The organism is Pseudomonas sp. B21-054, assembly GCF_026016345.1.
In the GTDB taxonomy this organism is placed as follows: domain Bacteria; phylum Pseudomonadota; class Gammaproteobacteria; order Pseudomonadales; family Pseudomonadaceae; genus Aquipseudomonas.
The window spans coordinates 3,837,625-3,863,721 of record NZ_CP087204.1 but is presented as its reverse complement, the minus strand read 5'-3'; the positions used below and the strand labels follow the sequence as shown (position 1 = coordinate 3,863,721).

The following is a 26,097-nucleotide window of genomic DNA, read 5'->3' as shown; positions in this document are numbered from 1 at the left end:
TTGGCGGGCGTGCAGGCAGTGGGTGTGCCTGCAGGCGGGAGGAGGGATGTGAGCGCACGGCTGCCGGGACCGAGGCTCTCTTTTTTGTTGTAGGCGGGCAGTGACCCGCTCGGATGATCTTTGCCTAAAAACTACACGCCGGAAAAAATATTGGCAAGACCAATTTATTGAAAAATGGATTGGACAGACCAAATGAAAGGTTTGTAGAGACGGTTCGATTTCTCTACCTTCTCGACAATGCGCCGGGCACCCCCAGCCGGGGTGAGTGAGGTTTAGGGTGGAGCCCCTACGAGGATATTTGATGAGCACTCAGTGGAAGGAAAAAGGCTGCGAAGTCTGTCGCGCACTCTGGGAGTCCGGCGAACATCCGCCGGAACTCGCCGTCAGCATCGTGCTGCATGCTCGTCTGCATCAGTGCTCATCCTGCGGAGTGTTCTGGGAACAACTGGAGCGTTATGCCGACGTGATTTGTGAGCAACAGGCGCGGGCGCTTTATCCGCAAGCCTTCAAGCCGGTTGACCAAGACTGACCCACCTCGCTCAATTTCCCGTCTACCTGTGCGGGAACTGACAGTGACTGATGAATTTCGGTGAACCCAGCCCCCGCGCCCATGTCACTCGTTTGTCAGGAACGACAACATGGAGCCATTGATGCGACCTTTATATTTCACCAGCCTATCCTTCACCGCGCTGCTCTGCGCGGCTTGCTCAAATCAACCGCCTGCGACATGGAGCTATGAAGATGCCCAGGGGCGAGCCAACGTGCCACCCGACCAGGCTTACCCTGAACTGTTTGAAGCGGTGCAACGCCAACAGATTTTCACTGACCAGAAACACTTCGTGGACGCGTTGCCCAAGCGTGACCCCGCGCAAATCCGTGCCGATTATCTGGCCTGGCGTGACCGTGAAGGCTTCGATATCAAAGCCTTTGTGAAGGACAATTTCATCGAATCCGGCGAGGCTCAAAGCCCGCCCTCGAAACCGGGTGCTTCGATTGAAGAACACATCGACAGCCTTTGGCCCGTATTAAGCCGAACCTACAGTCAAGTGCCTATCTACAGCAGCTTGTTACCCTTGCCGCAGCCTTATGTGGTGCCGGGTGGGCGCTTTCGCGAGATGTATTACTGGGATTCGTATTTCACCATGCTGGGACTCGAGCAAAGTGGCGAGAAGGCACGGATTCGCCAGATGACCGATAACTTTGCCTACATGATCGACACCTACGGCCACATCCCCAATGGCAATCGCACTTACTACCTGAGCCGGTCGCAGCCGCCATTCTTTGCCTACATGGTCGAGTTGCAGGCCCGTATTGAAGGCGACCAGGCCTATGGGCGGTACCTGCCACAATTGCAGAAGGAATATGCCTATTGGATGGAAGGCGCCCAGGCGCTCAAGCCCGGTGCGGCCGCCCGGCACGTCGTCAAACTCGCGGATGGCAGCGTTCTGAATCGTTATTGGGATGCCAGCGCGACGCCACGCCAGGAGTCCTGGTTGCAAGATGTCAGCACCGCCGAGCAGGTGCCGCAGAGGCCCAAGCAGGAGGTCTGGCGTGACCTGCGCGCTGGCGCCGAAAGTGGTTGGGACTTCAGTTCTCGTTGGTTGGACGATGGCCAGAATCTCACGACCATACGTACCACATCGATGGTGCCCGTGGACCTGAACAGTCTTATCTATCACCTGGAGCGTACCATCGCCAAAGGCTGTGAAACCATTCAAAACACGTCCTGCATCCAGGCTTATGGCCGGCGCGCCGAGCAGCGCCAGCGTGCCGTCGAGAAGCACCTGTGGAATGCCGATGGCGGTTTCTACGTGGATTACGACTGGCAACGCAAGCAACAACGCCAGTCACTCACCGCCGCTACGCTTTTTCCGCTGTACACCGGTCTTGCCTCTGTCGAGCATGCAAACCGCACGGCCGATGCGGTACGCGACGGCCTCTTGCGTCCCGGCGGCATCGCCACGACCCAGGTCAGCAATGGTCAGCAGTGGGATGAGCCCAATGGCTGGGCACCGTTGCAGTGGGTCGCAGTGGAGGGATTGGACCGATACCGGCAAACCGCGTTGGCGCAACAGATTGGCAGCCGCTTTTTGCAGCAGGTTCAGAACCTTTATCGCAAGGAAAACAAGCTCGTGGAGAAATACGATCTATCTGGACGGGGCGATGGCGGGGGAGGCGGCGAGTATGAACTGCAGGACGGCTTCGGCTGGACGAACGGCGTCACGCTCAAGCTGATGAGCAAATACGGCGCAAGCTCCCCAGCGCCCGTAGGTGAATGAAGTGCAAGGCCTGCTCGAGTCTCTCTCTATAACGTAAAGGGGGAAGGCCGTTTCGAGCGCCAACGGAGCACGTGACCGGCGGTGGTCCCGTGCTCCGTGCTTTATCTACTCATACACCGTCACCCGATTGCGTCCGGTCTTCTTCGATGTATACAGCGCGCTGTCCGCCCAGGCGATCAGGTCGGCGTGGGAGTTAGAGGGCTGGCTCAGGTCGGCCACTCCCAGGCTGATGGTGAAGCGGATGTCCTGGTCGTTGTGCCGCACTTCCAGCTCTTCGACTGCCTGGCGCAGACGCTCGGCGAAAACTTGTGCGCCGGCCTTGTCGGTGTCCGACAGCACCACGCCGAACTCTTCGCCGCCGTAACGCCCGGCCACATCGGATTCGCGCACATGCTCGCGCACCAGCTTGGCAATTCGTTCGATCACCTTGTCGCCCGCCTGGTGGCCATAGGTGTCGTTGACCCGTTTGAAGTGGTCGATATCGAACATCACCAGGCTCAAGGCATTGCCATAGCGTTGGTTCCGGGCATGGGCGGCTTTCAGGCTTTCTTCCCAATGACCGCGGTTGTACAGGCCGGTCAGCCGGTCGGTGCTGGAGAGTTGCTGCAGTTGCGCATTGGCGGCCTGCAACTGATGCCGATTGGTGGCGACGTCGGTGACGTCATAGATCACCAGGCAGACATGGCTGATTTTGCTGTCGGGAGAGTGCAGAGGCAGCAACGTGGTGTTCTGGTACATGAACTCTTCCTGGCCGGTAATCGGCTGGTAGTTCTTGAACCGCACCAGATACGGACGCAGCTCCCAGATAGTGAACGCTGGCGTGCCCAGGGTGACGACGCTTTCCACCTTGCGGCTGAACCATTGGCGGTCGACCTCGGGGAACAGCGTGAAGAAATTCTGGTTGTGGGCGTCCTTGGGTTGGACCCCGGAGCGGTTCTCCATGAAGGTGTTCCAGACCTGCACACGGTAGTCGCGATCGAGCACGACCACACCCACATCGATGCTCTGGACAATCGTCAGCAACCAGTGGAACTCGGTCAGATCAACAGGATCATTCATGGCTCAATTCATCAAATAGGCAAGTTTGTGGGTCAAGCGCTCGATCGAGTCCTCCGTGAACAGCAGCAACAGATCGAAGCGAATGTCATGCCCCTCCAGGCTATAGCTGATCTCGACGGCCAGGGTCTTTTTCCAGCGTTTTTGGTTGAGCAGGATCAGCTCATCGATGGCCGCGTGTTGGCCGAGAATCTGCGGGTGGCCCTGGGAGAACACCACGTCGATCTGTTCGGCAATGCTGCTCAGGCACGCGCCGATCAGGACGCTGGAGAGGTCCAGCAGCATTTCCAGGTCCGAGTAATCGGCATTCTGACGCTGCATCAATTGCGCGATATCAGAGACTTCCGAGTCGTGAAAGATCAGCAGGGCTTCACCGGCGATGCCGCTGCCGATAAATCCCTGGCAGATGGCCGTCAGTTGCTGGGAGCTGCCGGCATCGGCCAGTGCCATGTGCAACTCACCGACTTCGAGGATGTTCACGTTCGGCACGGGCAACTGCACAAAAACCCCGAGTACCTTGGCGATCAGGGCGGCTGCCTGGCCGATGGCGACGTTGACCGTCTCGCGGAACACATCGTGAAAACTGATGACGGTGTTTGTTTCCGAGCGATTCTGCAGCGGCGTCTGCCCGGGTTTCGTCAGGAGCCCCAGCCGGCTGAGGGTCTGGCGCAGATCGTCTTCGTCGAAAGGTTTTTTCAGGAAAGCCAGTGCGCCCAGTTCAAGCACGCGGCGCACCGCTTCCTCCTGAACGTCACCGGAAATCACGATGACTTGGGCCTTCAATCCTTCGTCGCGCAACGCGCTCAACACCTGGTAACCGTCCATCTCCGGCATGGTCAGGTCGAGCAGTACCACCTGTCCCAAGCCCTGGCGTATGGCGTCCATGGCCTGGCGACCGTTGATGGCCTCGGTGACCGAAACCGGCCAATCCGCTGGCAGGGCTCGTAGCACTTGTTTGCGAGCCATGTTGGAATCGTCACACACCACTAGGGGAATCACTGACACAGAAGCACTCTTTAAGAGGTTGGCTATCAGGGAATGTCTTACGTGCATCATGTCATAGGGTAGCAAAGACCTGCCAGACCATAAGGTTTATCGAAAAAACCTCCCATATGGGGTCATGATGTTCATTTAAAAGCGGCGCTTCTTCCGTGATGGGAGCGCGCCGTTTTTTTGGGTTGTCGTGGATTTTTTGGTTTGTGTGTATATCCGTTGCTGCGGTAACGGCGGCTGGTGGTTCCGCCCTGACGGCGGGTCACTTTCGAAAAAGCGCGAAAGTAACCAAAGCGCTTTAGCCCCACCACTCGGTGCCTCGCCTAGGCTCGGCATGCCCGAACGCAGGCATTGCTCCGTGGGCCGCCGCGAAGGGCCATCCATGGCCCAGCGCGGCTATCCCGGCATCCATGCCGGGATGCCCACTGCGCAATGCCTGCGTTCGGCCAGCGTGGTTAACGGGGCGCCGAGATCAACGTCCACTACGAGGCGGCCTTATAGCCGGCCTGGTTTGGGTGGGACCGCGTTTCTCCTGTGGGAGCGGGCTTGCTCGCGAAAGCGGAGGGTCAGTTTGCGGTGATGTTGGTTATGTCGACGTCATCGCGAGCAAGCTCGCTCCCACGGGGTTTTGTGTCGTGTGCAGATGTTGTGAACACCCAGCAACCCCATGTGGGAGCGAGCTTGCTCGCGATAGCGATATATCAGCCACATAGATGCTGGATATACTCCCGCTCTTGCTTTGCTTTGCTTTGCTTTGCTTTGCTTTGCTTTGCTTTGCTTTGCTTTGCTTTGCTTTGCTTTGCTTTGCTTTGCTTTGCTTTGCTTTGCTTTGCTTTGCTTTGCTTTGCTTTGCTTTGCTTTGCTTTGCTTTGCTTTGCTTTGCTTTGCTTTGCTTTGCTTTGCTTTGCTTTGCTTTGCTTGCTTTAGATCTTGATCTTGATCTGAGCGCCCCATTAACCACGCTGGCCGAACGCAGGTATTGCGCAGTGGGTACCTCGGCATGGATGCCGAGGTAGCCGCGCTGGGCCATGGATGGCCCTTCGCGGCGGCCCACGGAGCAATGCCTGCGTTCGGGCATGCCGAGCCTAGGCGAGGCACCGAGTGGTGGGGCTAAAGCGCTTTGGTTACTTTCGCCTGGGCCGGCTTCCGGATTTTCGAAAGTGACCCGCCGTCAGGGCGGAACCGCCAGCCGCCGTTACCGAAGAAACGGATATACACACAAACTATAAAACCCCACCCATAAAGACGAGCCCAAAAAAGCGGCGCTTCCTTTTCTCAAAAAAAAGTGCCGTTTGAGGGCATTCCAAGCTCCGCTTCGGTCGCAGGCATTTGAAATGCCCGGCGAGGCTCGACAGAATCACCTTCCGATCCGGCTAAAGCGACCGGACGTTCGTAGTGAAAAAGGGGCTGTAGTTGAACGAACACACATTGTCCATGCGCCTGGAGCGGGTGGCGGCACAGGTGCCAGCGGGGGCCCGCCTGGCCGATATCGGCTCGGACCATGCCTACCTGCCAGTGGCGTTGATGCGCCGTGGCGCCATCGCGGCGGCGGTGGCCGGAGAGGTGGCATTGACGCCGTTTCGCTCGGCCGCACGCACCGTGGGCGAGAACGACCTGGAACAGCGGATCACCGTGCGCCTGGCCAATGGCCTGGCGGCGATCGAACCGGAAGACGGCATTACGGCGATCAGCATCTGCGGCATGGGCGGCGAGACGATTCGCGACATCCTCGACAGCGGCAAGGCACGCCTGAGTGGCCAGGAGCGGTTGATCCTGCAACCCAACGGCGGTGAGCAGCCACTGCGCCAATGGCTGATGGAGAATGGTTACCGCATCCTTTGCGAGGAAGTGCTGCGAGAAAATCGCTTCGACTACGAAATCATCGTCGCCGAGCGCGTCGGGCCGGTGCTGTATACCCCCGAGGAGCTGTACTTCGGCCCGCTGCAGATGCAGGCCCGCAGTCCGGTGTTCCTGGTCAAGTGGCAGCGGATATTGCGCGTGAAACAGCGGACCCTGGCTCACTTTGCCCGGGCGCGCCAGGCGGTGCCCGAGGAAAAGGTCCAGGAAGTCGCCCGGCAGGCCCGGTGGATCAATGAGTTGCTGGCTTGAGTCATAGGGTGGGGAACGTCTACGCCAGTGCAGCCTCTGAAAGTAATGCAGCACGACCCCGCGCAGCCCTTTCCTTTGGAGGATAAGCCCACATGAACATTCTAATGGTCCTGACATCCCACGATCAGTTGGGCGATACCGGCAAGAAAACAGGGTTTTGGCTGGAAGAATTCGCCGCACCCTATTATGTGTTTGTCGACGCCGGCGCGACCATCACGCTGGCCTCTCCCAAGGGCGGACAGCCGCCGTTGGACCCCAAGAGCGATGAAGAGGACGCCCAGACTGAGGCGACGCGCCGTTTTCGCAGCGATCCGAAAGCCCAGGCGGCGCTGGCCAGCACGGTGCTGTTGGGCGAGATTGATCCCTATGACTTCGATGCCGTGTTTTATCCAGGCGGTCATGGGCCTCTGTGGGACCTCGCCGAGGACACGGATTCGAAGACCCTCATCGAAGCCTTCTACGCCGCGAATAAACCCGTGGCCGCCGTTTGCCACGCCCCTGGTGTATTCAAGAATGTTCAAGCCCCGGATGGCCAGCCTGTGGTGAAGGGCAAAAAAGTCACCGGGTTCACCAACTCCGAGGAAGAGGCCGTGGGGCTGACGCAGGTGGTGCCGTTCCTGGTGGAGGACATGCTCAAGGCCAACGGGGGCGAATATTCCAAGGCGGCGGACTGGGCCAGCTATGTGGTCGAGGACGGGCATTTGATCACCGGTCAGAACCCGGCTTCATCCGAAGCCGCCGCCCAAGCGCTGCTCAAGCGGCTGAAACAGGAACAAAAGGCCTGAGCCGGCGTTGGCACCGACCTTGTCGTTAAGGGTATTGCCCACGGCGATACCCTGACGCGCCTGCTCAATCAAGGCGCCGTGAGTGGCGGCTCAAGCACTGGCATGGGTCAGCCCGGTCAAGGTGTCTGCGATGGTCTTGGTGCGCTGCGCCGTGCCTTCGGTGGTGCGGCTGGAGTCCTCCAAGACATCGAGCATCTCGCGCAGGGCGCTCACGGCTACGGACTGGTCTTCGATCTGTTGGGCGACGCCTTGGATCTCTTTTGACAACAGGTCGATATCCACGCCGATTTCAGCGGCATTCTTGCGGGTGATTTCCGCGAGCTTGCGCACCTCGTCGGCCACCACGGCAAAACCTCTGCCCATTTCACCGGCCCGCGCCGCTTCGATGGCGGCGTTGAGGGCCAGCAGGTTGGTCTGTCCGGCGATTTGCTGAATCACTTGCACGATCGACTGGATACGCAGGCTTGAGCTGGCGAGGGCACGAGCGCCAACCACCGCTTCACCCGCTTGCGTGGCTAGCTGCTCCACGGTCGTGCCCGCCTGCTCGGCAACGGTGTTTTGCCGATCGATGGTGCCCGTCAGGTCATCCATCGACAGATGCAGTTCGCCCGAGTAATGCTTGATTTGCGTGGCCATTTCTTCTTGCTGCTGGCTGGCATGGGCCAAGACCTGGCCCAGGTCCGTCAGGCCGTTGAACACCGGCAGGATCGTGCTATCCAGGCCGCGGGTGTCCAAGGCGCTGCTGAAGTCATTCGTCTTGAACGCCATGATCTGCTTGACCACGACATGGTTCAGGCCCGCCAGTTTCTTGATCTGGCGGCGCAGGAAAAAGGCCTTGAACTCGCCGTAGTGGGCGATGAAGTTGTCGACGTACTCGTCGGTGAAACGGGCACCCTTGCTCATCCGGAAGAAGAAAATCGCCGTGAGTGTCTGGTTCAGGTTCAGGCCGAGGATTTCACCGAACGTCGAGAATCCGGCCAAAGGCACATCACCGAAAATACCGGCCATGCTGCCCAGCTCGTTGCTGTTGTTGAGCCGACGCAGGATGCAGTCGTTGAGAATCGCCGCCACCGGCCGGCCGCCTTTGCCCTTGAGGAATTTCTCGTAGTCGAGTCGGGTCGCTTCGCGAAGGGGCGTGCGCTTGACCATCACCAGCTCTTCCCCGGGCGCGACATCGCAGAACAGCTGGATGATTTGCTGTTGATAGTCGATGCGGGCAATGGAGCGTACGAACAGCTCATCACCCACGCGGATGGCGAATGAGTAATCGGCCAGCTTCTTTTCCAGCGACTGTGCATTGCATTCGAAGGCGTCGCACAGCGCCTGCACCATGCTTTTGATGTTGCCACGGCTGTCGATGACCTGGTCGATGGTGCGGTCTTCCACCGAAGCGGTCAACACGCTGAAAGTCAGTCCGGCCGGTTGGAAGTTCTGGCTTTTGAAGACTCCGAAGCGCACATCCGCTGCGGTTTTCAGGAAGACAATCTGCGCATGGTTCTGATAACTGCGTTGACCGTCGCTGATCAGGGTTTTCTTGAAATCAAGTTTGCCCCCGGCAGAGCCGCCGACGAACAGGCAAGGGAAGCGCCCAGACTCATAAAGCGCCTCCATGAAGAATGACTCGGAGGCCGAAAGACCGTCGAATACCACGTAGGCCAAGGTGTCGCGATGGTCAATGGGCGTGTTCACCTGCGCCCGCTTGATGTTGTTCACCAGTTTGGCGATGCGTTCGCGCATGGCCAGGCGTTTGCCACCGCCACGGATGTCTTCGCACTCCAGCGGCACCATCACCACCTCGGCCGACACAATCACGCTGGCATCAAACAGTTGCAGCACCACGCGATCCCACGCCTCGCCGGTCGGGCAGTACAGGGTATTAGCGCCGTTGCACAGTTCTCCCGACGTCGTGCACAGGCTGATGGCGCTGTGGGCGAAGCGTTTTTTGAGCTTGGCGGCGATCTGGTCGATGTCCAGGTGAGGGGAAACAAATCCGCTGACCAGCACCGGGTCTACGCGCACGCTGGCCAGCGCCTGGTCAAGCCCACCTGCAGTGCAAGCCAGGCTTACAACGCCTTGAGTGTGGGCTCGGGCCTTCTTGAAGAGATTCACTAGGTTCATGGCTGGACTCGTTGAGTGCGACGTGACGCATACAAGGTATACGTGCAGAGGCCTTACTCTGTATCGGCCACGGCTGGGTATGCAGGAGCGAATTGGGCAGCAGTGGCTACGCAGAGGCGCCTGGCGGCGTTCAGGCTGTGCAGCAACGCCTGTGCAGGATCCTCTGCGTATAACCCAGTCTCAAATTATCGATTTCCATCCCCAGCCCACAGTGTCCTTTCGTCTGTGTTGGCTGCGCCCAATTGATTAGCGACTTTCGTACATGCCCAGGGGAAACCCGGCGACTCGATCAGCCGTTCAATAAAGTCATCGTGTGAGCTGCGTATCGATCGCCGGCCACAACCCCTTCGGCTGTAAAAATCTCATCCAGATGGGCCAATTCCTCGCCGCTCAATGCCACCGCGGCGGCCGCCACATTGCTCTCCAGGTATTTACGCTGCTTGGTTCCCGGGATGGGGATGACGTGGTCGCCTTGGGCCAGAACCCAGGCCAAGGCCAGTTGTGCGGCGCTGATGTGCTTGTCTGCGGCCAACGCCTTGACCCGGTCCACCAATGCCAGGTTGCGATGGAAATTGTCGGCCTGGAAACGCGGGCTGAAGCGGCGATAGTCATCGGCGGCGAAGTCGTCGGGGCTCTTCAGTTCACCTGTCAGAAAGCCGCGGCCCAGGGGGCTGTAGGCGACAAAGGCGATGCCCAGGCGCCGGCAGGTGTCGAGCACGCCATTGTGTTCAGGATCACGGGACCACAGCGAGTATTCGCTTTGAACCGCCGCCAGTGGATGCACCGCATGGGCCCGTTGGATGGTCTCGGCGCTGGCTTCCGATAGGCCAATGTGGCGGACCTTGCCGGCCTTGACCAGCTCGGCCATGGCGCCGATGGTTTCTTCGACCGGCACCTGGGGGTCGATGCGGTGCTGGTAGTAAAGGTCGAGGTAGTCGGTATTGAGGCGTTTGAGGCTGCCTTCGACCGATTGCCGGACGTATTCAGGGCGCCCATTGACGCCGCGGGCATGGGGATCGCTGCTGCGCACGAGGCCGAACTTGGTGGCCAGGAAGATGTTTTCACGCTTGCCGTGCAAGGCGCGTCCGAGCAGTTCCTCATTGGTGTACGGTCCATACATGTCGGCGGTGTCGAACAGCGTCACGCCCAACTCCACGGCGCGGTGGAGCGTGGCAATGGCCTCCTGCTCGTTGACGCCAGTGGTGTAGAAGTCCGACATGCCCATGCAGCCCAGGCCGATGGCTGAAACGAGGGGGCCGCGATGGCCGAGTTGGCGGGTGATCATGCTGATTGCTCCTAGAAATAAATGACCGGTTTAGTCTCCAACAAGCTGTTTTATGGATAAACCCGCGATTTTTGGTTTAACTATTCGTAATATCTAAATAGTGAGTCGAAACCATGGATCGATTACAGGCCATGCAGGTGTTCAGGCGCATCGTCGAACTGGGTGGTTTTGGCAAGGCGGCCGATGATCTTGGGCTGCCCCGGGCGACCGTCAGCCTGCTGATACAGCAATTGGAAACCCACCTCGGCGTGCAACTGCTGCAGCGCACCACACGGCAAGTGCGCGCGACGCTCGATGGCGAAGCCTACTATCAGCGCTGCGGCCAACTGCTGGACGACCTCGATGACCTCGAAGGCTCGTTGTCGGTCCAGCGCAGTCAGCCCCGCGGGATCTTGCGGGTGGACATGCCCATCGCCTTCGGTTGCACCTGGATCCTGCCGCACTTGCCGGACTTCTATCGGCGCTACCCAGGGCTGCAGTTGGACCTCGGCTTTCACGACCGGCAGGTCCATTTGCAGCGCGAGGGTGTGGATTGTGCGATCCGGGCCGGCAACATCGTCGATCAGGCCTTGGTGGCACGGCCCATTGTGCGGCTACGGCAACTGACCTGCGCCAGCCCCGGCTACCTGGCCCGCTCAGGTACGCCCCAGCGGTTGGAAGATCTACCGGCCCATCGGGCAATCAACTTTGCCTCGGGCAATGGACGATTTTTTCCGTTCGAATTCGAGGGGGCGGGGCAGGTGCGTGAGTTGCAATTGCCGGGCGAGCTGACCGTCAACAACGCTGACGCTTACGTTACGGCCTGTGAGGCGGGATTTGGTTTGATTCAAGTACCGCATTATCACGTTCAGCGGCAGTTGGCCGAGGGACGGCTAGTGCAAGTACTGGGCGAATACGGTGTGCCATTGTGGCCGATTTCAGCGGTGTACCCGCCGCATAGACAGCTATCGCCTCGGGTGCGAGTCTTCATCGACTGGGTGATCGAGCTGTTGCATGGGGTGGCGGATGCGCAGGGGGCGTTGATGGTCAAGGCATAGGGTGGCGAGTAACCCCGAGGTTATCGCCGACCTTTTCCGAGCCCGCCGCCTGCATCGCGAGGGTGCATGGTCGGTCGGCATGAGGAAAGGGGTCTACGTCGCTCAAGGCCAATCGACCATCACGGCTTGCGGATCCCCTTGGCGCATCTGACTCAATTCGGCATCTGCCTTGGCTTGCGTCGGGTGGCAGAACTCGAAGGCGTTCTGAATTTTTCCTGACGGTCCTTTGGCCTCGGCCATACAAACGACCGCGCCCGGTAAACAAAGCCCGGGTTTGAAATTGAAATCACCCCAGACATTAGGCTGCTCTTGCTTCACCTTGGCGATGTAGCTCATCAGCGAGGCTTGCATCCCTGCATCCGCCACGCCCGGGATCAGCTTGATCGGGCTGGTGGTGGCGCCGTAAGTATGTTGAGTGGCCAGAAGTGCGTGGCAATACAACCCCCCAGCAGGGACGGAGGATGGTGATACCACGGCGGTTTGAGCCCCTCCCGCGCTGACGACCACAGGAACGATTCTAAACGCGCTGGCACGCCACACCTTTAAATTCACCTTGGCGCCGATTGCTGCTTTTGCAACCGCGAGCCTGAAATCGATTGAATCGGCGATAGGTTGATTGTCGACTGCCACGACGACGTCCTGGGACAGCATTCCGGCTTGTTGGGCTCCGCCACCAGGAACAATTGCCAGAACCACCACACCGGCCGGGGGAAGCGACAAGGCCATCGCCCGTTGCGGATCAACGGTATCAATGCTCATGCCGACTTTGCCGCGAGGCAAGCTGGACGCCTGGCAGCCCTTCTCAAGCCATACCTGGCTGGCGGCTTCTTTTCGTGCACTCGCGACCTGTTTCATGAGCGGCTCAGCGCTTGCCTGGTACATCGCCACCTCGCTGAGGGCCGTTTCAATGTACTCGCACGACTTGGAGCGATAGCGGTCAGGCGTTTCCCGGGTCACCAGCTTTTGCAAATTGACCGGTGGCTGGGCTTGTGGCGCTGCCATGGCAACGGGCGCGGGAGAGACGGTGGGACCGCCCGTATCGGCCAACGATGAGGCAACGTAGGCAGTGGCTGCCACGCCAGCGGCGGCGGTCACTACGCTGGTGTCTACGCCTGCGGGCATGGGCAGGAACATGGCGCCTACGACGGCCGCCTCGCCCAGGCCACCATCAGAAGCACAGCCAGTCAGGCCGGTGAGAGACATTGCAATGGCAAACCGTGTCGTTATTTTAAAGGTGTTCGCAAACATTGCTGTTCCCTGATGGTGTGCTCGAGTCGATTTTTCAGCATAATGGCATATCGCCTTTGTCTTCTATATAGCGCATCTTATGGTCGGCCAGGCGGGATGTTTCCTGGGCGCGGCGTAAGCGGGCTCTAATCGCTCGCTGCTGCTAGGCAGATTCCACCGTCCAAGCACATAAGTTGGGCGGCGGCAGATCGGTGGCCAAACAATGGTCGAGTCCGATTTCCCTTAAAGCGCCACCCGTATCAGGATGACCATGTCGACAAAACGCATTGCCATACCGCTTGCCCTCGTCCCTCTGTTGGCGTCTTGCGTCAATCCCATGTACAGCGCAGCGGAGCGGGCCGAAACTGCGGAGTACCTGCGAAAAGCAAGAGACCCTGCCACTTACTTCGCAATGGACTGCGAAACCTTTCTGGCGACCAAGCGTGGGTATGACCAATATCCCAACATGGCCACCGACCCCACCACACTGGTTATCCACCAGGTCGCCACCCAGCGTGACTGCTCCGCCGGCCGTTCGCCGGCGCCAAGCACGGCATTGGTTTCCCCCAGTGCTGTGACGCCAGTGGCAACGCCTGCACCCGTGGCGGCCTCCCAGGGACGCTTGGGCCTGCACATCACCGCCGTGACACCGACGGTGGCTAAGCAGTTTGGCTTGCCCACTGTAAGCGGCGTGCTGGTCTTGGGCCCGGTGCCGGGAGGTGGTGCTGAAAAGGCAGGGATGCTGGCGGGAGATATCGTTCTGGAAATCGCGGGGACAGCAGTCAATAGCCCGGCCGAGTTGACGGCCGTAGCCAGTCGTATCCAACCAGGGTTCACTGCGCCGTTACGGGTGTGGCGTTACCGTGCTCCCCTGGATGTACTGGTGGAAATAGGCGGTTCATCGGACGTGGCCCCATCGGTCGCGCCTCAGCTTCCAGCAAGCGTCGCGAAGCTGCCGAGTAAACCCTTGGCCACGCCACCCTCAACGCCGACCGGCAATAATTCGCCAGACAGTTCTTTCTGTTTTGCACTGTTCGACGCCAGGCAGGCTCAAGGGTTGAGTGATTACCCACCCAGGGGCATTATCACCCAGATCTGGCAAGGCGCAGGACTGAGCAGTACACCTGCTCGCCTCATCATGCCGCAGTTCCAGGCATTTACGCGATCCCAAGGCTATGACGTGGCTATGCAGCCGATGTTCTGCCAGCCCATTGGCGCTAGCGAGCAATGCCAAGCCCTGGGTATCGAAAGTTTCATGCTGACCATGCGCAGCTTTTCCGCGACAGTTAATTGCACCGAAACCCAGCAGGGGGCGCAAGCCACGCGCGCCATAATGCTCAAGCAATTCCCCTATCTACAAGGCACGACGTGGCGTCCTTGAACCGTTTGTCATAGCCAATGCGCAGCACGCCGTGCTGCGCATCAAGCACGACTGATCAGCGCAGGGTGTAACCACCATCCACTACCCAGTCCTGGCCATACACGCCGCGTGCACCCTGGCTCAACTGGAACACAATGACATCCGCCACGGCACCCGGCTCCAGGAATTGCCCGTTCAGCAGGCGCTGGTTGACCGTGCTTGCCACTGAGCCCAGGGCATCTTCATTCAGGCCCAGGGTGCCCCAGATCGGTGTAGCGGTAGGCCCCGGCGAAACCATGTTGAGGCGAACGCCAAAGGGCGCCAGTTCCACGGCCAGCGTGCGCATCTGCGCGCGCAATGCCGCCTTCGAGGCGATGTACGCGGCCAGCCCTGGGAAGGTGACTTGCTCCAGAAACGTACCGATGAAGACCACGGACGCCTGGGCCGCCAGATGCCCGCGCAGGCTACTCAAGGTATTGAGCGCACCCGCGCCATTGACGGCCCATTGGCGGTCAAAAGCCGCCAGGTCCAGACCGTCGGCCAATTGCGCAATTCCAGCATTGGGCACCAGGAAATCCACCGGGCCGATGGACGCGGCCAGTTGTGCCAGCCTGGCCTGATCGTTCGCCTGGGTGACGTCGCCAGGCAGCCAGGACAGTTTCTCACCAAAGCGCTCGACCAGTTTGCCGAGGCCACCGATCTGTCGCGACATCGCGATGACCTTCGATCCGCGTTCCAGCAGCCGTTGGGTGACGGCCAGACCGATACCCGAACTGGCACCGGTGACGACGCCAAGACCAGGGTTGAATTCATGACTCATGGGTTCTCTTCCTAGATTCGCCAAAAGGGGCATAAGACCTGATCAGAAACCGTGCCAGATAATATTTCTATTTAAATCAATTATTTGTAGTTGTTGTGGTTGTTTTGACTCGCATGGCGTCAAGTCATAATGACCCTCTGGTAGTCTTTATGACCCGATTGGTGGGAGGAGAGACAAAGTGGCGTCCGTACCGCTCGTCATTACTGTCATCTCTGACAGTAGTGAGAGGGCAAGACTTTTCCCTATACCTGTAGCCTCATTCTTCCTTTAAAGAGCAGCGGAAATGGCTACGCAAAAAACTCAAGTCGCTGGGGCTCTTGATCCAGGTTTTGGTCATGAGGGGCGGGTATTTTTCACGCTGGACCGAAGCGCTTTTGGAGGGTCATCCAAATTACTCAGCGACGGAAGAATACTCACGGTGGGGGTCAATGCCGCTGACCTTGTTTTAGTCCGTCACCTGGGCAATGGCGAGGTGGATGGTGCCTTTGGCAATCAAGGCATCCAACGCATCAGTCTCATTCCGCATGGCAGCCCATTGCAGGCCTCTCTAACACTTCAATCCAACGCCCGAGCATTGGTATTTGGCAGTGTTGGAGACGCCTCTGGACGAATGCTCTATCTCATCAGGACCCTGTCTGACGGGAAGCTGGACAGCACGTTTGGCAGGGAAGGGCGGGTGTTCATTGATTTGCCGGCTGGCGAGGATGCTGTTCACGCCCTGGCGATCCAACCCGATGGGAAAATTGTTCTCGCTGCGCGGGTCCAGAGAGATTTTGAAGACTATGACGAAGTGCTCCTTCGCCTCGACAGCACAGGGCAACTTGACCCGGCCTTTGGAAAAGCCGGCACCGTGGTGATTGGCAAGGGCGAGTTTTCATCCGTGCTCGCACTTGCGGATAACCGGCTGCTTTTAGCCGGGTTTGACGGTAATGCAGTGCTGTTCGCACGCTATTTGAGCGATGGTCGACCCGACACTGACTTCGGCGAAAGCGGCTTTGTCACGATTGAAGTAAGTTCCAGTCGCTTCGTGCAAATAGCGGCAGCTAAACGGCAGCGCGATGGGAAAATCGTCGCCGTGGGTTCCGCGGACCTTGGATCAAAAGGCTTTCATCCTTTAATTACCCGGATCAATCCCGACGGAAGCTTGGACAGCACGTTTAATAACGGCTCACCCGCGCTCATCGGTTTCCAGGGGTACGAAGTAAAACATGGCGCCGTGGCCATCCAACCCGACAATAAAATCCTGGCGGCAGGCGCATCCCTGGGCAGCCTCGAAACCGCTAACTTCACGTTAATGCGATTGCTTCCAAATGGAACATTGGATATGGAGTTCGGCTCGCAAGGCAGAGTCATGACCCATATGGGGGGCCTGGACATCTCCCAGGACGTGGCTGTGCAAGTCGATGGAAAGATAGTGGTGTCCGGTTGGGTGATCGCCTCACCCCAAGGAACAGGCATCGGGATAGCACGTTATTTCGGTTGATAGGACAGGGTTTATTCGACGTACCCCTGATCTTTGGTAGCGCACCGCAATGTCGGCTGGAAGGATGCAACGGCATCCGCGCCGTCTGTCGCTACTGTCATCTTTGACAGTAGCGACACGAGAAAGCTTTCCTCTATACCCGTAGCTCCATCCTTCCTTTAAAGGGCAGCGGATATGGCTACGCAGAAGGCAACTCAAGCGGCGGGTGACCTCGACCCAGATTTTGGTGACGAGGGAAAGGTGCTTTATTTTCCTCCCCCCTCGACCCCCACACTGCGCATGTCGGGCAGATCACGACTGCGCAGCGACGGAAAAATCTTCACGGCCGGATACCATATCAATCTAGGTGACCTTGTCTTAATACGGCATCTGAGCAATGGCGATCTGGATGTTTCTTTTGGTGACGGTGGAGTAAAGCTCATCAGTATTGTTTCCGGGTACCGCATAATGGAATGCCTGTTAGAACTTTACTGGGATGACAGCGCATTGATATGCGGCAGTTTCGGAGATCGCTACGCTGATATGCTCTTTTTCTGCAAATTGCGGCCTGATGGAGAACTCGATACTTCATTTGGGACGCAAGGAATTATATTTTTAGATCTGACGCTTGGAGCTGATGTGGCTAATGCTCTGGCGATCCGATCCGACGGGAAAATCATCCTCTTGGTAAGTGCTCGCAAAGAAGAGCTGCTCATTTGTCTTGACAGCAAAGGAGATTTTGATCCGGCCTTTGGCAATGGCGGCATAGTGTATGTCGGGCGGGACGATTATTCATCCCTGATCGTACTCTCGGATAATCGATTGCTTTTAGCCGGCGGATCAGAGTTTAGAGGAGACTCTGAATATGGCGTTATGCAGTTTGCACGTTTTCTGCCCGATGGAGCAGTAGACAAGGCCTTTGGTGAAAATGGCAGGGTGACGATCGACGTTAAAAACACTGATTATGCGCATGTCACGAGTACCGTGCAGCAGAGAGATGGAAAAATCCTGGCGGTGGGGTATGTGATAATTGAAGAGAAGGGGTACTACACGTTAATAACCCGAATCAATGCCGATGGAAGCCTGGACAGCGCCTTTAATAACGGCATTCCTTACCTTACGGGTCCTCCATACTATTCTCGGGGCACTACCGTGGCTGTTCAGCCAGACGATAAAATTCTGGTGACAACATCTGCGGCGGGCTCATTCAACTTAATGCGGTTGCTTCCCAGCGGAGCGTTGGATATGGGGTTCGGCCTGCAAGGTAAAGTCATGACCGATATGTCGGGGGCAGATGTAGCCTCGGATATCGCTGTGCAAGTCGATGGGAAAATAGTGTTGTTCGGTACGGTTAAGATATCACCCCAAGGAACAGGCATCGGGATAGCACGTTATCTCGGTTGATCGGACAGGGTTGATTCGACGTACCCCTGATCTTTGGTAGCGCACCGCAAAGTCGGCTGGACGGATGCAACGGCATCCGCGCCGTCTGTCGCTACTGTCATCTTTGACAGTAGCGACACGAGAAAGCTTTCCTCTATACCCGTAGCTCCATCCTTCCTTTAAAGGGCAGCGGATATGGCTACGCAGAAGGCAACTCAAGCGGCGGGTGATCTCGACCCAGATTTTGGTGACGAGGGAAAGGTGCTTTATTTTCCTCCCCCCTCGACCCCCACACTCCGCATGTCGGGCAGATCACGACTGCGCAGCGACGGAAAAATCTTCACGGCCGGATACCATACCAATCTAGGTGACCTTGTCTTAGTACGCCATCTGAGCAATGGCGATCTGGATGATGCTTTTGCTGACGGTGGAGTAAAGCTCATCAGTATTGTTCCTGGGTACCGCATAGAGATTTGCTTGTTAGAACTTGAATCGGATGACAGCGCATTGATATTCGGCAGCTTCGGGGAAAACGGGCCCCAAACGCTCTTTCTCTGCAAATTGCTGCCTGAGGGAGAGCTCGACATTTCATTTGGGACGCAAGGGTTTATCTTTTTGGATCTGACGCCTGGAGCTGATGTGGCTAATGTTCTGGCGATCCGATCCGACGGGAAAATCATCCTCTCGGTAGCCGCTCGCGAAGAACTGCTCATTTGTCTTGACAGCAAAGGAGATTTTGATCCGACCTTTGGCAACGGCGGCATTGTGTATGTCGGACGGGACGATTTTTCATCCCTGATCGTACTCTCGGATAATCGGCTGCTTTTAGCCGGAACAACGTCTGGAGTCACGGAACATGGCGTCATGCAGTTTGCATGTTTTCTGCCCGATGGTGCAGTAGACCGGGCCTTTGGTGAGAATGGCAAGGTGACGATCGACGTTAAAAACACTGATTTTGCGTATGTCACGGGTGTTGCGCAGCAGAGAGATGGGAAAATCCTGGCGGTGGGGTATGTGACAATTGCAGAGAAGGGGTATTACACCTTAATAACCCGAATCAATGCCGACGGAAGCCTGGACAGTGCCTTTAATAACGGCGTTCCTTACCTTACGGGACCTCCGTTCTATTCTCGAGGCATGAGCGTGGCTGTTCAGCCCGACGATAAAATTCTGGTAGCAACCTATACGGCGGGCACTGTACGGAACAACCACATGGGTTACAAAAAAGTGCATTCACATAGGTGACACTTTGATTGAAACGTAGCCGTTCTTGGCATTTCTCGCATTAACATGACCCAGGATCACCGGCCCGAAGATCACATTCCATATCCCATCACCAATCATCTCCATGCCGATGGTCTGATAACAGAGCAAATTACCTACATAAACCCTCATACCGCCTCGATTGATGATCCCATTACTATCGGCCAGGTAACTTTCGATATGGCTCGCATAAGTCATTTCAGGCAGCGTTTCGGGATACATTCGAGTTGAAGGCGTATAACAGGCAGCAGGCGTTTTCTGTCCCAGCGACTCGTGCCCACGCTCGTAATTGTAGTGCTGTCTGAAACGATCAAAATGACGTTGCTGGGCCTCCCAAGCAATAGCCGCAGGTTGAGGCAACGTACTTTTCAGCGTCCGATGCATGCGCTCGTGACGCCCATTTTGATCCGGGCGGCCCGGCTCGATCCGCTCAGGGATGATCCCGAGTCTCATCCACCAGATCGACAGCTGTGACAGCCCCGCACGACTCGTACTGGCAAACGGTACGCCATTGTCGGTACGAATCCGTTCCGGCAGCCCATACTCACGAAAAACCCGCTCGAAGGTTTCCTGGGTTTCCTTGAAGTTGGTGCTGCCCATGCTCTGGCAAGCCAGTAGAAAGCGACTGGCATGATCCATGATTGTCAGTGGATAGCACCAAACACCTGCCCCGGTCAGATACTGACCTTTGTAATCAGCGCTGAAGAGCTGGTTGGGATTCTCTGCCTTGTGCAAAGGCTTGGGATAAACAGCCACACGCCTGCGCAAAGGCCGAGGCGTGATCAAATCAGCTGCCTTGAGTACATTATAAATGGTCGTTTTCGACGGCGGATCCTGATCAGGAAAACGCTGCACGAGGCAGTTTTGAATTTTCTTCGGGCCGGGAATCGTCTCGCCAATGGAGCGAAGCTCAATGATCGCCTGTTTCACGACCAGGGGCACAACATAGGTTTGGTTGTGCCGGCGGCGGCTACGCTCATCAAGCCCACCGGGGCCCTCTGTTTCGTATCGTTTAACCCATTTGTACGCAGTCTTTCGGCTGATCTCATAGTCCCGGCACAGCTGACTTAAGCTGTGCTCTTTGGACAGATAATCCGCGATGAACATCACTTTCAGGTCCATAGGTTTCAGCTCTCTCCAGGGCATGGTCAGATCCTCGCGAAATCGACCCTGCCAGTTAAAAACTGTTACCTATGTGCGTGAACTGATTTGTAACCCATGTGGGTGAGTCATACCGGCACTTTCAATTTAATGCGGTTGCTTCCCAGCGGCGCGTTGGATATGGGGTTTGGCCTGCAAGGTAAAGTCAGCACCAATATGTCGCCGGGGACAGATATAGCTTGGGATATTGCTGTGCAAGCCGACGGTAAAATAGTGTTGTTCGGTACGGTTCAGACGTCACCCGGAGGACAAGCGGGCATTGGGATAGCACGTTATTTCGGTTGATAGGGAGACGCTGCGGTCACGCCTTGACCCAACGCTGACGACTCCAGCTACTTAAGGTATCGACCGCGAAAACCAGCAGGAGCATCGCCAGAATCACTGTACTGCCTTGCGCTTCCTGGAATAGGCTGAGGCTGACGTAGAGCATTTGCCCCAGCCCCCCGGCGCCGACGAAGCCGAGCACGCTGGCCATGCGGATATTGTTCTCCCAGCGGTACAGGACATAGGCCAGGAGCTGGGGCAGCAGGTTTGGCAGTGTGCCGTAGCAGAACGCCAATAGCGCATTGCCGCCCTGCAACCGGATGGCTTCGGCGGGTTGTGGCGGGGTGTTTTCCAGCGCTTCGGCGAATAACCGGCCGAGCACCCCCGTGGTGTGCAGGGCCAACGCCAGGGTACCGGCATTCGGACCGAGGCCGGCGGCCAGGACCATCAGCGCGGCCCAGACCAGTTCCGGAACCGCGCGCAAGGCATTGAGCACCAGGCGCGAGGCGCTCTGGAAAGGCCAGCCATAGCGCCCGGCCGCGGGCAAGGCCAATAACAGGCCCAACACCGTCGCGAGCAGCGTGCCGATGGCGGACATGGCCAGGGTTTCCAGGGCGCCGTGGCCGATCGCCCGCAGGTGACCGGGGCTCAGGTCCGGGCTGAGGAAGCGCTGGGCATAAGCCCCCATCCGCGTCAGGTTGCCGCTGTCACCGAGTTCGCCGAGGTCAATGCCCAGATAGAGGAACGAGGCGACGACCGCTGCACCGATGCACAGGACAATGAGCGCGTTGATCAGCCGATTCATGCCAGCCTCCAGCGCAGCAGGCGGCTGAGTTGATCGGCGAGCAGCACCAGGACGAGGAACGTCAGTAACAAACTGGCCACTTCACCGCCGGCGAACATGCGCAACGACAGATCCATTTGCTGGCCCAGGCCGCCGGCTCCGACGAAGCCCATCACCACCGAGGCGCGGATGGCGCATTCCCAGCGGTACACCGTATAGGACAACAGCTCCGCCGCCACATTGGGCAGGATCCCGTAGCAGAAGGCTGCGAGCCGGCCGCTGCCGGCCTGCAACAGCGTGTGGGCCGGACGCTGGTCGACCGACTCGTAGATTTCCGCGTAGACCTTGCCCAACATGCCGCTGTAGGTAATGGCAATGGCCAGCACCCCAGCCGTCGGGCCGAGGCCGACGGCGCGTACGAAAAGCAAGGCCCAGACGATCTCCGGCACGCTGCGCAGGAAGATCAACAAGGCGCGTACGGGCCAACGCAGCAGTTGGCCCCAATAACCCGGATGGCCAGCCCGGGAGGCCGCCGACAGCGACAGGGCGCGGCTGGCCAGCAGGCTGGCAGGAACGGCCAACAGCAATGCCAGGGCCATACCCGCCGTGGCGATGGCCAGGGTCTGCAAGGTGGCTTGCCACAACAGCGCAATGAATTCCTCGCCATGGGCCGCAGGCCAGAAGGCCGAGACAAAGCGGCCCATCTCGCTCTGGCTGTCACTGGCCAGCAGGACACTGAGGTCCAGCTCGCTGAAGTGAATGCCCGGCCACAGCAGAACAAGCGCCAGCAGGCAGAGCAGCAGGCGAGGGCGGGTGGCGGGGTCTCGGGTATCGCGTGTCAGCATCGGGGAATCTGCACGCTCAAGGTGGACGTAGGCGGTGGCGAGGACTGCAACTGCTCGTTGGCGTAAAGCTTGTCGAGCAGTTCGCGGTTGACCGCATCGGCTGGCAAGTCGAACAGGATCTGTCCATCGCGCAGGCCAATGATCCGTGAAAAATGCGCCAGGGCCAGCTCCACCGCATGCAGGCTGGCGACCAGGGTGACGTTGTGCTCCCGGGCATGGCGGCAGAGCACCGAAAGCGTGTGTTCGGCCAACACCGGGTCCATGGCCGATACCGGTTCATCGGCGAGCAGTACGTCGGGCGCTTGATACAACACGCGGGCGATACCCACGCGCTGCAGCTGTCCGCCAGACAACTGCTGGCATTGCGCGAACAACTTGTCACCCAGGTCCAGCCGGGACAATGCCGCGCGCGCACCTGGAATATCCAGCGGGTGCAACAGGTTCAGCAGGCCTTTGCCCATGCCCCATTGCCCCAGCTTGCCGGCCAGAACCGCAGTGACCACGCGCTGGCGTGGTGGCAGCGGCGGCGACTGATGGATCAGGCCGATGCGACTGCGCAGACGCTGGCGTTGGCGGGCGGACAATTGCCAGGCTCGCTCGCCGAGCACCTGCACGTCGCCGTCCCCCGGACGCAGGGCAACGCCCAGCACGTTGAGCAGGCTCGACTTACCCGCGCCGGACGGGCCGATGATGGCGACCTGTTCGTTGGCGCCGATATGCAGCTCCACGCCACGCAGTGCCTGGACACCGTTGGCGTGGCACAGGCTGACCTGGGTCAGGTGCAGTGTCATTTGAGCAGTTCGGCGGCGCGCGCGGCTTCCTCGATGCCCTTGTAGTTCTCAGGCTTGGTTTCGATGAAGCGGCTGGCGGCTTGCAGATCGAGGATTTCCTTGTCCTTCGGGTTCGCCGGATCGAGGGCCAGGAACGCGGCTTTTATCTTGGCGGCCAGTGCCGGGTCGAGGGTTCCACGCACTGTCCAGTTGTAGTCGAAATAGGCCGGGGTGGTGGCAAACACCTTGACCTTGGTGGTGTCGACCTTGCCGGCGGCGACCAGTTTTTCCCAGACGCTGGCGTTGAGGACCCCGGCATCGACCTTACCGGCCTGGACCCAGGCTACGGTGGCATCATGGGCGCCCGAATAGCCGACGCGACTGAAATAGGTTTCCGGCTTGATGCCGTCCTGGAGCATGAAATAGCGCGGCATCAAGCTGCCTGAAGTCGAAGACACCGAGCCGAATGCAAAGGTCTTGCCCTTGAGGTCGGCGAGGGACTTGACGGCAGGATCGGCGGTGATGAATTTGCTGGTGAATTGAGCGTCCTGTTCACGCTGTACCAACGGAATGGCATTGCCGGTCTTCAGGCGTGCCTGCACGAACGTGAAGCCGCCCAGCCAGGCCATGTCGATCCGGTCGGTGGCCAGCGCCTCGACCACGGCCGGATAGTCGCTCACGGGCACGAACTCGACCTTCATGCCGGTTTGCTGCTCCAGGTACGCGCCAAGCGGCTTGAACTTGCGCAGCAGTTCGGTGGGGGCTTCATCGGGAATCGCGCTGACTTTCAGCGTGTCGGCGGCCTGCGTCAGCAGGCTGCAGAAAGACAGGGTCAAGCCGACAGCCAGGGCCAGGGAACGCTTAAGCATGGAAGATCTCCGGTACATTAACGCAAGAATGTTTAGACGCCTGGCCTGGGGAAATGGCAGGGCGCGTTGTGAGGGTAGACGAATGGGAGCCCTACCGACCGTTTTTGGTCAACCCGGTAAACCTCTGTTAGTCGCACCGCCGGGATCCTACAAGCCCACGCGTATGATGCAAGCAGTTCTTGATCCAAGCATGATCAACGATCCGATGAACGATGACTCCAAGAGCCTGATTCGATCCATGAGCGACAACACCTACACATTGTTCACGCGCTTCCAGACCCCTGATCCCGGGATTGGCCCACGAGAACAGGCGCCGATGCTCGACGAGGAGCACGCCTGGGCGCGCGAGCGCGCCTTCATGCATCGTTTCAGTTGGATCGAGGTGCTGGTGCCACCGTTGTGCTTGGGTCCGGTGCTGCCGGGCCTCGCGTTTTTACTGGGCTTGTGGCTCTATCAAGCGCTTGCCGCCCCAGGCGTGGACATTGACCGGATCGTCGGTGACTCCCTTGGCTGGCTTGCCTTCGCGACGCTGTTGTTCATGGCCGGTTGGGGGTTGCACAACTACTTGCGTGACACACGTGACCCGACCAAACGCTACTGGAAGTCCATGCCGGATCAAGGGCTGGTCGAGCTTGAACACCATACTCTGGTCGCTGGCATCAGCCTGTGGTCTAGCGACTATGACCCGGATTGCAACACCCTGATGCAATGGGCCGACGGTGAGCTCAAGTGTGTACAAGGCTCCGGCGTGTCGCAGTGGCTCCTGGCCCAGACGGCGGCAGGTCACTGGCTCGTGCTCAAGGAGGAGTATCCGGGCGACTTCAGCTATGGACCGGTTGGGCGAATACCGCCGTTGGACAAGCAGATGCAACCCTGCCAGCAACTGGCGATCGCTTTTGCCCCCGGGACCAACCTGTCCCTCGGTCGGCGTTTCAGTGGCGCGCCGATGCCCTTGATCGAGACGCCGTATTGGCTGTCTGCCTATGAGCTCAAGCGGCTTGTCGAGGCCGCCCATCACTGGATTTTTTTCCCACCGAACCGCTATGCCGTGGTCAACGAGGAGGATGCCGCCTGGGTGCAACGGCTGGTGGACAGGGCGCAAACCAGCGTCGGGCCCCGGCCGGAGCAACGCAGCCCGGCGGCGGTTCGATCCCCTTGAAGTGATGACCGCTCAGTCACCTTGCCCTGACTTATCCAGAAAAACCGTGAGTATGTCTGTGGATAACCGCGCCGCGGCCAGGCGGCTGGAGCGTTTCAACAGACGATCAAAAAATAAACAGGTGGGTTGAAATTCACGTGGGCAGGATTGCCCGGTACGTCGTCGACCGTTGGCTACGCAACTGCGCCGGACTGACCCCAAGGCGTTGCTTGAAGACCGTGGCCATGTGCGCCTGGGAATTGAAGCCGCAAATGTGGGCAATCTCCACCAGCCGGGCTGTTGAGTCGCGCATCAAGGCTCGGGCCTTGGCCAGGCGTCGGTCGATCAGGTAGCTATGGGGGCTTTTGCCTGTGGCCTGCTTGAAGGCGCGCATGAAGTAGCCTTCGGACAATCCGAGTAATCCCGCCATCGCCGATATACTCAGTGGGCCGTCGAGACCTGCGTCAATGAACTCATCGAGCAGGCGCATCCGGCTGCCGGTGATCGAGCCTGGGGGCAGTGTCGACAACGCCTGGTGCTCCAGCGTCCGTTCAGCCAGTCCGAGGGCCCAGGCTTCCCAATCGTCCTCTATCGATGCCTGCAACAACGCGCCGCGCATTCGCTGTGCGAGGGTAATGGCCTGCTGATCAATGCGATTGTTGAATGCCCGATCCCCTACCAACGGACGACCATCCGTCCGCATGACCCGCAGGTATTCACCGCCGCTGGGTGATTCGGAGAACACATCACACTCGGCCGGGACGAACGCCAGCCCATTGGGCGTGGCCTCGAAAGGTTGCACCCGGTCGCTGCCAATGGCATGCACGCCGCGTTGGCTGTCAAAGGCAAAGCCGATCGCCGCTTGGGTCGCGACATATCGCGCCGCATAAGCGCAGCCGGGTAACAATTCGATCGCCCAGGGGCCTGCCTCGATACGACGGACCGGTTCCGGTGGAGGCGATGGCGGCAGGCGGCTTCGATGGCTCATGCGACCCATAGTAGAGAAGAGTGGGCACAAAAGTCAGGTCAGTTTTCTGAAAGCCGTCGTATGGCATCCGCCTCTAGACTGGGCAAAACCTGGAGGCCACC

24 protein-coding genes and 1 pseudogene are annotated in these 26,097 nt (G+C 58.7%); 11 read left to right on the top strand and 14 right to left on the bottom strand.

Going from position 1 to position 26,097, the window contains the following annotated elements:
* Positions 1-301: 301 nt before the first annotated feature.
* Positions 302-529, top strand: coding sequence for a hypothetical protein (locus LOY70_RS16820; RefSeq protein WP_265028534.1), 228 nt, complete (start codon positions 302-304; stop codon positions 527-529).
* A gap of 121 nt (positions 530-650) precedes the next feature.
* Positions 651-2,279 (top strand): alpha,alpha-trehalase TreA, encoded by a 1,629-nt coding sequence (gene treA, locus LOY70_RS16815; RefSeq protein ID WP_265028533.1) that lies wholly within the window; start codon positions 651-653, stop codon positions 2,277-2,279.
* A 105-nt stretch (positions 2,280-2,384) separates the two neighbouring features.
* Here the strand turns inward: treA and LOY70_RS16810 are convergent, their stop codons facing one another.
* The 3 genes from LOY70_RS16810 to LOY70_RS16800 form a co-directional block, all read right to left on the bottom strand.
* On the bottom strand, positions 2,385-3,338 hold the full coding sequence (locus tag LOY70_RS16810) for a diguanylate cyclase (protein ID WP_265028532.1): 954 nt from the start codon (positions 3,336-3,338) through the stop codon (positions 2,385-2,387).
* 3 nt (positions 3,339-3,341) lie between these two features.
* Complete coding sequence (locus LOY70_RS16805; protein WP_265038095.1) at positions 3,342-4,388, bottom strand: response regulator; 1,047 nt, start codon at positions 4,386-4,388, stop codon at positions 3,342-3,344.
* Between the two features lie 526 nt (positions 4,389-4,914).
* Positions 4,915-5,358 carry a hypothetical protein gene (locus LOY70_RS16800; protein ID WP_265038255.1) on the bottom strand — a complete coding sequence of 148 codons (444 nt, stop codon included), beginning with the start codon at positions 5,356-5,358 and terminating at the stop codon, positions 4,915-4,917.
* Between the two features lie 383 nt (positions 5,359-5,741).
* On the opposite strand from LOY70_RS16800, the gene LOY70_RS16795 reads away from it, so the two are divergent.
* Together LOY70_RS16795 and LOY70_RS16790 are read left to right on the top strand one after the other, a co-directional pair.
* A complete protein-coding gene (locus LOY70_RS16795; protein WP_265028531.1) occupies positions 5,742-6,437 on the top strand; it encodes a tRNA (adenine(22)-N(1))-methyltransferase in 696 nt (231 codons plus the stop codon).
* A 92-nt stretch (positions 6,438-6,529) separates the two neighbouring features.
* The gene (locus LOY70_RS16790; RefSeq protein WP_265028530.1) at positions 6,530-7,222 is read left to right on the top strand and encodes a type 1 glutamine amidotransferase domain-containing protein; all 693 of its coding nucleotides are present in this window, start codon (positions 6,530-6,532) and stop codon (positions 7,220-7,222) included.
* A 90-nt stretch (positions 7,223-7,312) separates the two neighbouring features.
* Here the strand turns inward: LOY70_RS16790 and LOY70_RS30210 are convergent, their stop codons facing one another.
* From LOY70_RS30210 to LOY70_RS16775, 3 genes and pseudogenes are all read right to left on the bottom strand, one after another.
* On the bottom strand, positions 7,313-7,813 hold the full coding sequence (locus LOY70_RS30210; protein ID WP_235195325.1) for a methyl-accepting chemotaxis protein: 501 nt from the start codon (positions 7,811-7,813) through the stop codon (positions 7,313-7,315).
* A gap of 372 nt (positions 7,814-8,185) precedes the next feature.
* Positions 8,186-9,340: pseudogene (locus tag LOY70_RS30205) on the bottom strand (FIST signal transduction protein); the annotation flags it as partial.
* 289 nt (positions 9,341-9,629) lie between these two features.
* Entirely contained in the window at positions 9,630-10,625 is a 996-nt protein-coding gene (locus LOY70_RS16775; protein WP_265028529.1) for an aldo/keto reductase, read from the bottom strand.
* Positions 10,626-10,738: 113 nt separating this feature from the next.
* On the opposite strand from LOY70_RS16775, the gene LOY70_RS16770 reads away from it, so the two are divergent.
* Entirely contained in the window at positions 10,739-11,662 is a 924-nt protein-coding gene (locus LOY70_RS16770; protein ID WP_265028528.1) for a LysR family transcriptional regulator, read from the top strand.
* 102 nt (positions 11,663-11,764) lie between these two features.
* Here LOY70_RS16770 and LOY70_RS16765 read toward each other — a convergent pair whose 3' ends face one another.
* Entirely contained in the window at positions 11,765-12,910 is a 1,146-nt protein-coding gene (locus tag LOY70_RS16765) for a PDZ domain-containing protein (RefSeq protein ID WP_265028527.1), read from the bottom strand.
* A gap of 250 nt (positions 12,911-13,160) precedes the next feature.
* On the opposite strand from LOY70_RS16765, the gene LOY70_RS16760 reads away from it, so the two are divergent.
* Positions 13,161-14,270 carry a S1C family serine protease gene (locus tag LOY70_RS16760; protein WP_265028526.1) on the top strand — a complete coding sequence of 370 codons (1,110 nt, stop codon included), beginning with the start codon at positions 13,161-13,163 and terminating at the stop codon, positions 14,268-14,270.
* A 55-nt stretch (positions 14,271-14,325) separates the two neighbouring features.
* On the opposite strand, the gene LOY70_RS16755 is transcribed toward LOY70_RS16760, so the two are convergent.
* The gene (locus LOY70_RS16755; RefSeq protein ID WP_265028525.1) at positions 14,326-15,069 is read right to left on the bottom strand and encodes an SDR family NAD(P)-dependent oxidoreductase; all 744 of its coding nucleotides are present in this window, start codon (positions 15,067-15,069) and stop codon (positions 14,326-14,328) included.
* Positions 15,070-15,352: 283 nt separating this feature from the next.
* On the opposite strand from LOY70_RS16755, the gene LOY70_RS16750 reads away from it, so the two are divergent.
* The 3 genes from LOY70_RS16750 to LOY70_RS16740 all read left to right on the top strand — a co-directional run bounded on the left by LOY70_RS16750 (position 15,353) and on the right by LOY70_RS16740 (position 19,159).
* A complete protein-coding gene (locus tag LOY70_RS16750; RefSeq protein WP_265028524.1) occupies positions 15,353-16,552 on the top strand; it encodes a hypothetical protein in 1,200 nt (399 codons plus the stop codon).
* 174 nt (positions 16,553-16,726) lie between these two features.
* Positions 16,727-17,935 (top strand): hypothetical protein, encoded by a 1,209-nt coding sequence (locus LOY70_RS16745; protein ID WP_265028523.1) that lies wholly within the window; start codon positions 16,727-16,729, stop codon positions 17,933-17,935.
* A 174-nt stretch (positions 17,936-18,109) separates the two neighbouring features.
* The gene (locus LOY70_RS16740; RefSeq protein ID WP_265028522.1) at positions 18,110-19,159 is read left to right on the top strand and encodes a hypothetical protein; all 1,050 of its coding nucleotides are present in this window, start codon (positions 18,110-18,112) and stop codon (positions 19,157-19,159) included.
* Here the strand turns inward: LOY70_RS16740 and LOY70_RS16735 are convergent.
* A complete protein-coding gene (locus tag LOY70_RS16735) occupies positions 19,148-20,323 on the bottom strand; it encodes an integrase core domain-containing protein (protein WP_265028313.1) in 1,176 nt (391 codons plus the stop codon). The genes LOY70_RS16740 and LOY70_RS16735 overlap by 12 nt on opposite strands.
* A 72-nt stretch (positions 20,324-20,395) precedes the next feature.
* Here LOY70_RS16735 and LOY70_RS30200 point away from each other — a divergent pair, with 72 nt between their 5' ends.
* Positions 20,396-20,623 (top strand): hypothetical protein, encoded by a 228-nt coding sequence (locus LOY70_RS30200; protein WP_413776608.1) that lies wholly within the window; start codon positions 20,396-20,398, stop codon positions 20,621-20,623.
* 16 nt (positions 20,624-20,639) lie between these two features.
* Here LOY70_RS30200 and phnE read toward each other — a convergent pair whose 3' ends face one another.
* From phnE to LOY70_RS16715, 4 genes are read right to left on the bottom strand one after another with little or no spacing between them, the layout of a single operon-like run.
* Positions 20,640-21,407: a phosphonate ABC transporter, permease protein PhnE gene (gene phnE, locus LOY70_RS16730; RefSeq protein ID WP_265028521.1), complete on the bottom strand. Its 768-nt coding sequence runs from the start codon at positions 21,405-21,407 to the stop codon at positions 20,640-20,642.
* Complete coding sequence (locus tag LOY70_RS16725) at positions 21,404-22,231, bottom strand: PhnE/PtxC family ABC transporter permease (RefSeq protein WP_265028520.1); 828 nt, start codon at positions 22,229-22,231, stop codon at positions 21,404-21,406. Before LOY70_RS16725 ends, phnE begins: the two co-directional genes overlap by 4 nt.
* Complete coding sequence (locus LOY70_RS16720) at positions 22,225-23,022, bottom strand: phosphonate ABC transporter ATP-binding protein (protein ID WP_265028519.1); 798 nt, start codon at positions 23,020-23,022, stop codon at positions 22,225-22,227. Before LOY70_RS16720 ends, LOY70_RS16725 begins: the two co-directional genes overlap by 7 nt.
* Positions 23,019-23,870, bottom strand: coding sequence for a putative selenate ABC transporter substrate-binding protein (locus tag LOY70_RS16715; protein ID WP_265028518.1), 852 nt, complete (start codon positions 23,868-23,870; stop codon positions 23,019-23,021). Before LOY70_RS16715 ends, LOY70_RS16720 begins: the two co-directional genes overlap by 4 nt.
* 190 nt (positions 23,871-24,060) lie before the next feature.
* Between LOY70_RS16715 and LOY70_RS16710 the strand changes: the two genes are divergently transcribed.
* A complete protein-coding gene (locus tag LOY70_RS16710; protein ID WP_265028517.1) occupies positions 24,061-25,029 on the top strand; it encodes a hypothetical protein in 969 nt (322 codons plus the stop codon).
* A 133-nt stretch (positions 25,030-25,162) separates the two neighbouring features.
* Here LOY70_RS16710 and LOY70_RS16705 read toward each other — a convergent pair whose 3' ends face one another.
* Positions 25,163-25,996 carry a helix-turn-helix transcriptional regulator gene (locus LOY70_RS16705; protein ID WP_413776607.1) on the bottom strand — a complete coding sequence of 278 codons (834 nt, stop codon included), beginning with the start codon at positions 25,994-25,996 and terminating at the stop codon, positions 25,163-25,165.
* Positions 25,997-26,097: the final 101 nt, after the last annotated feature.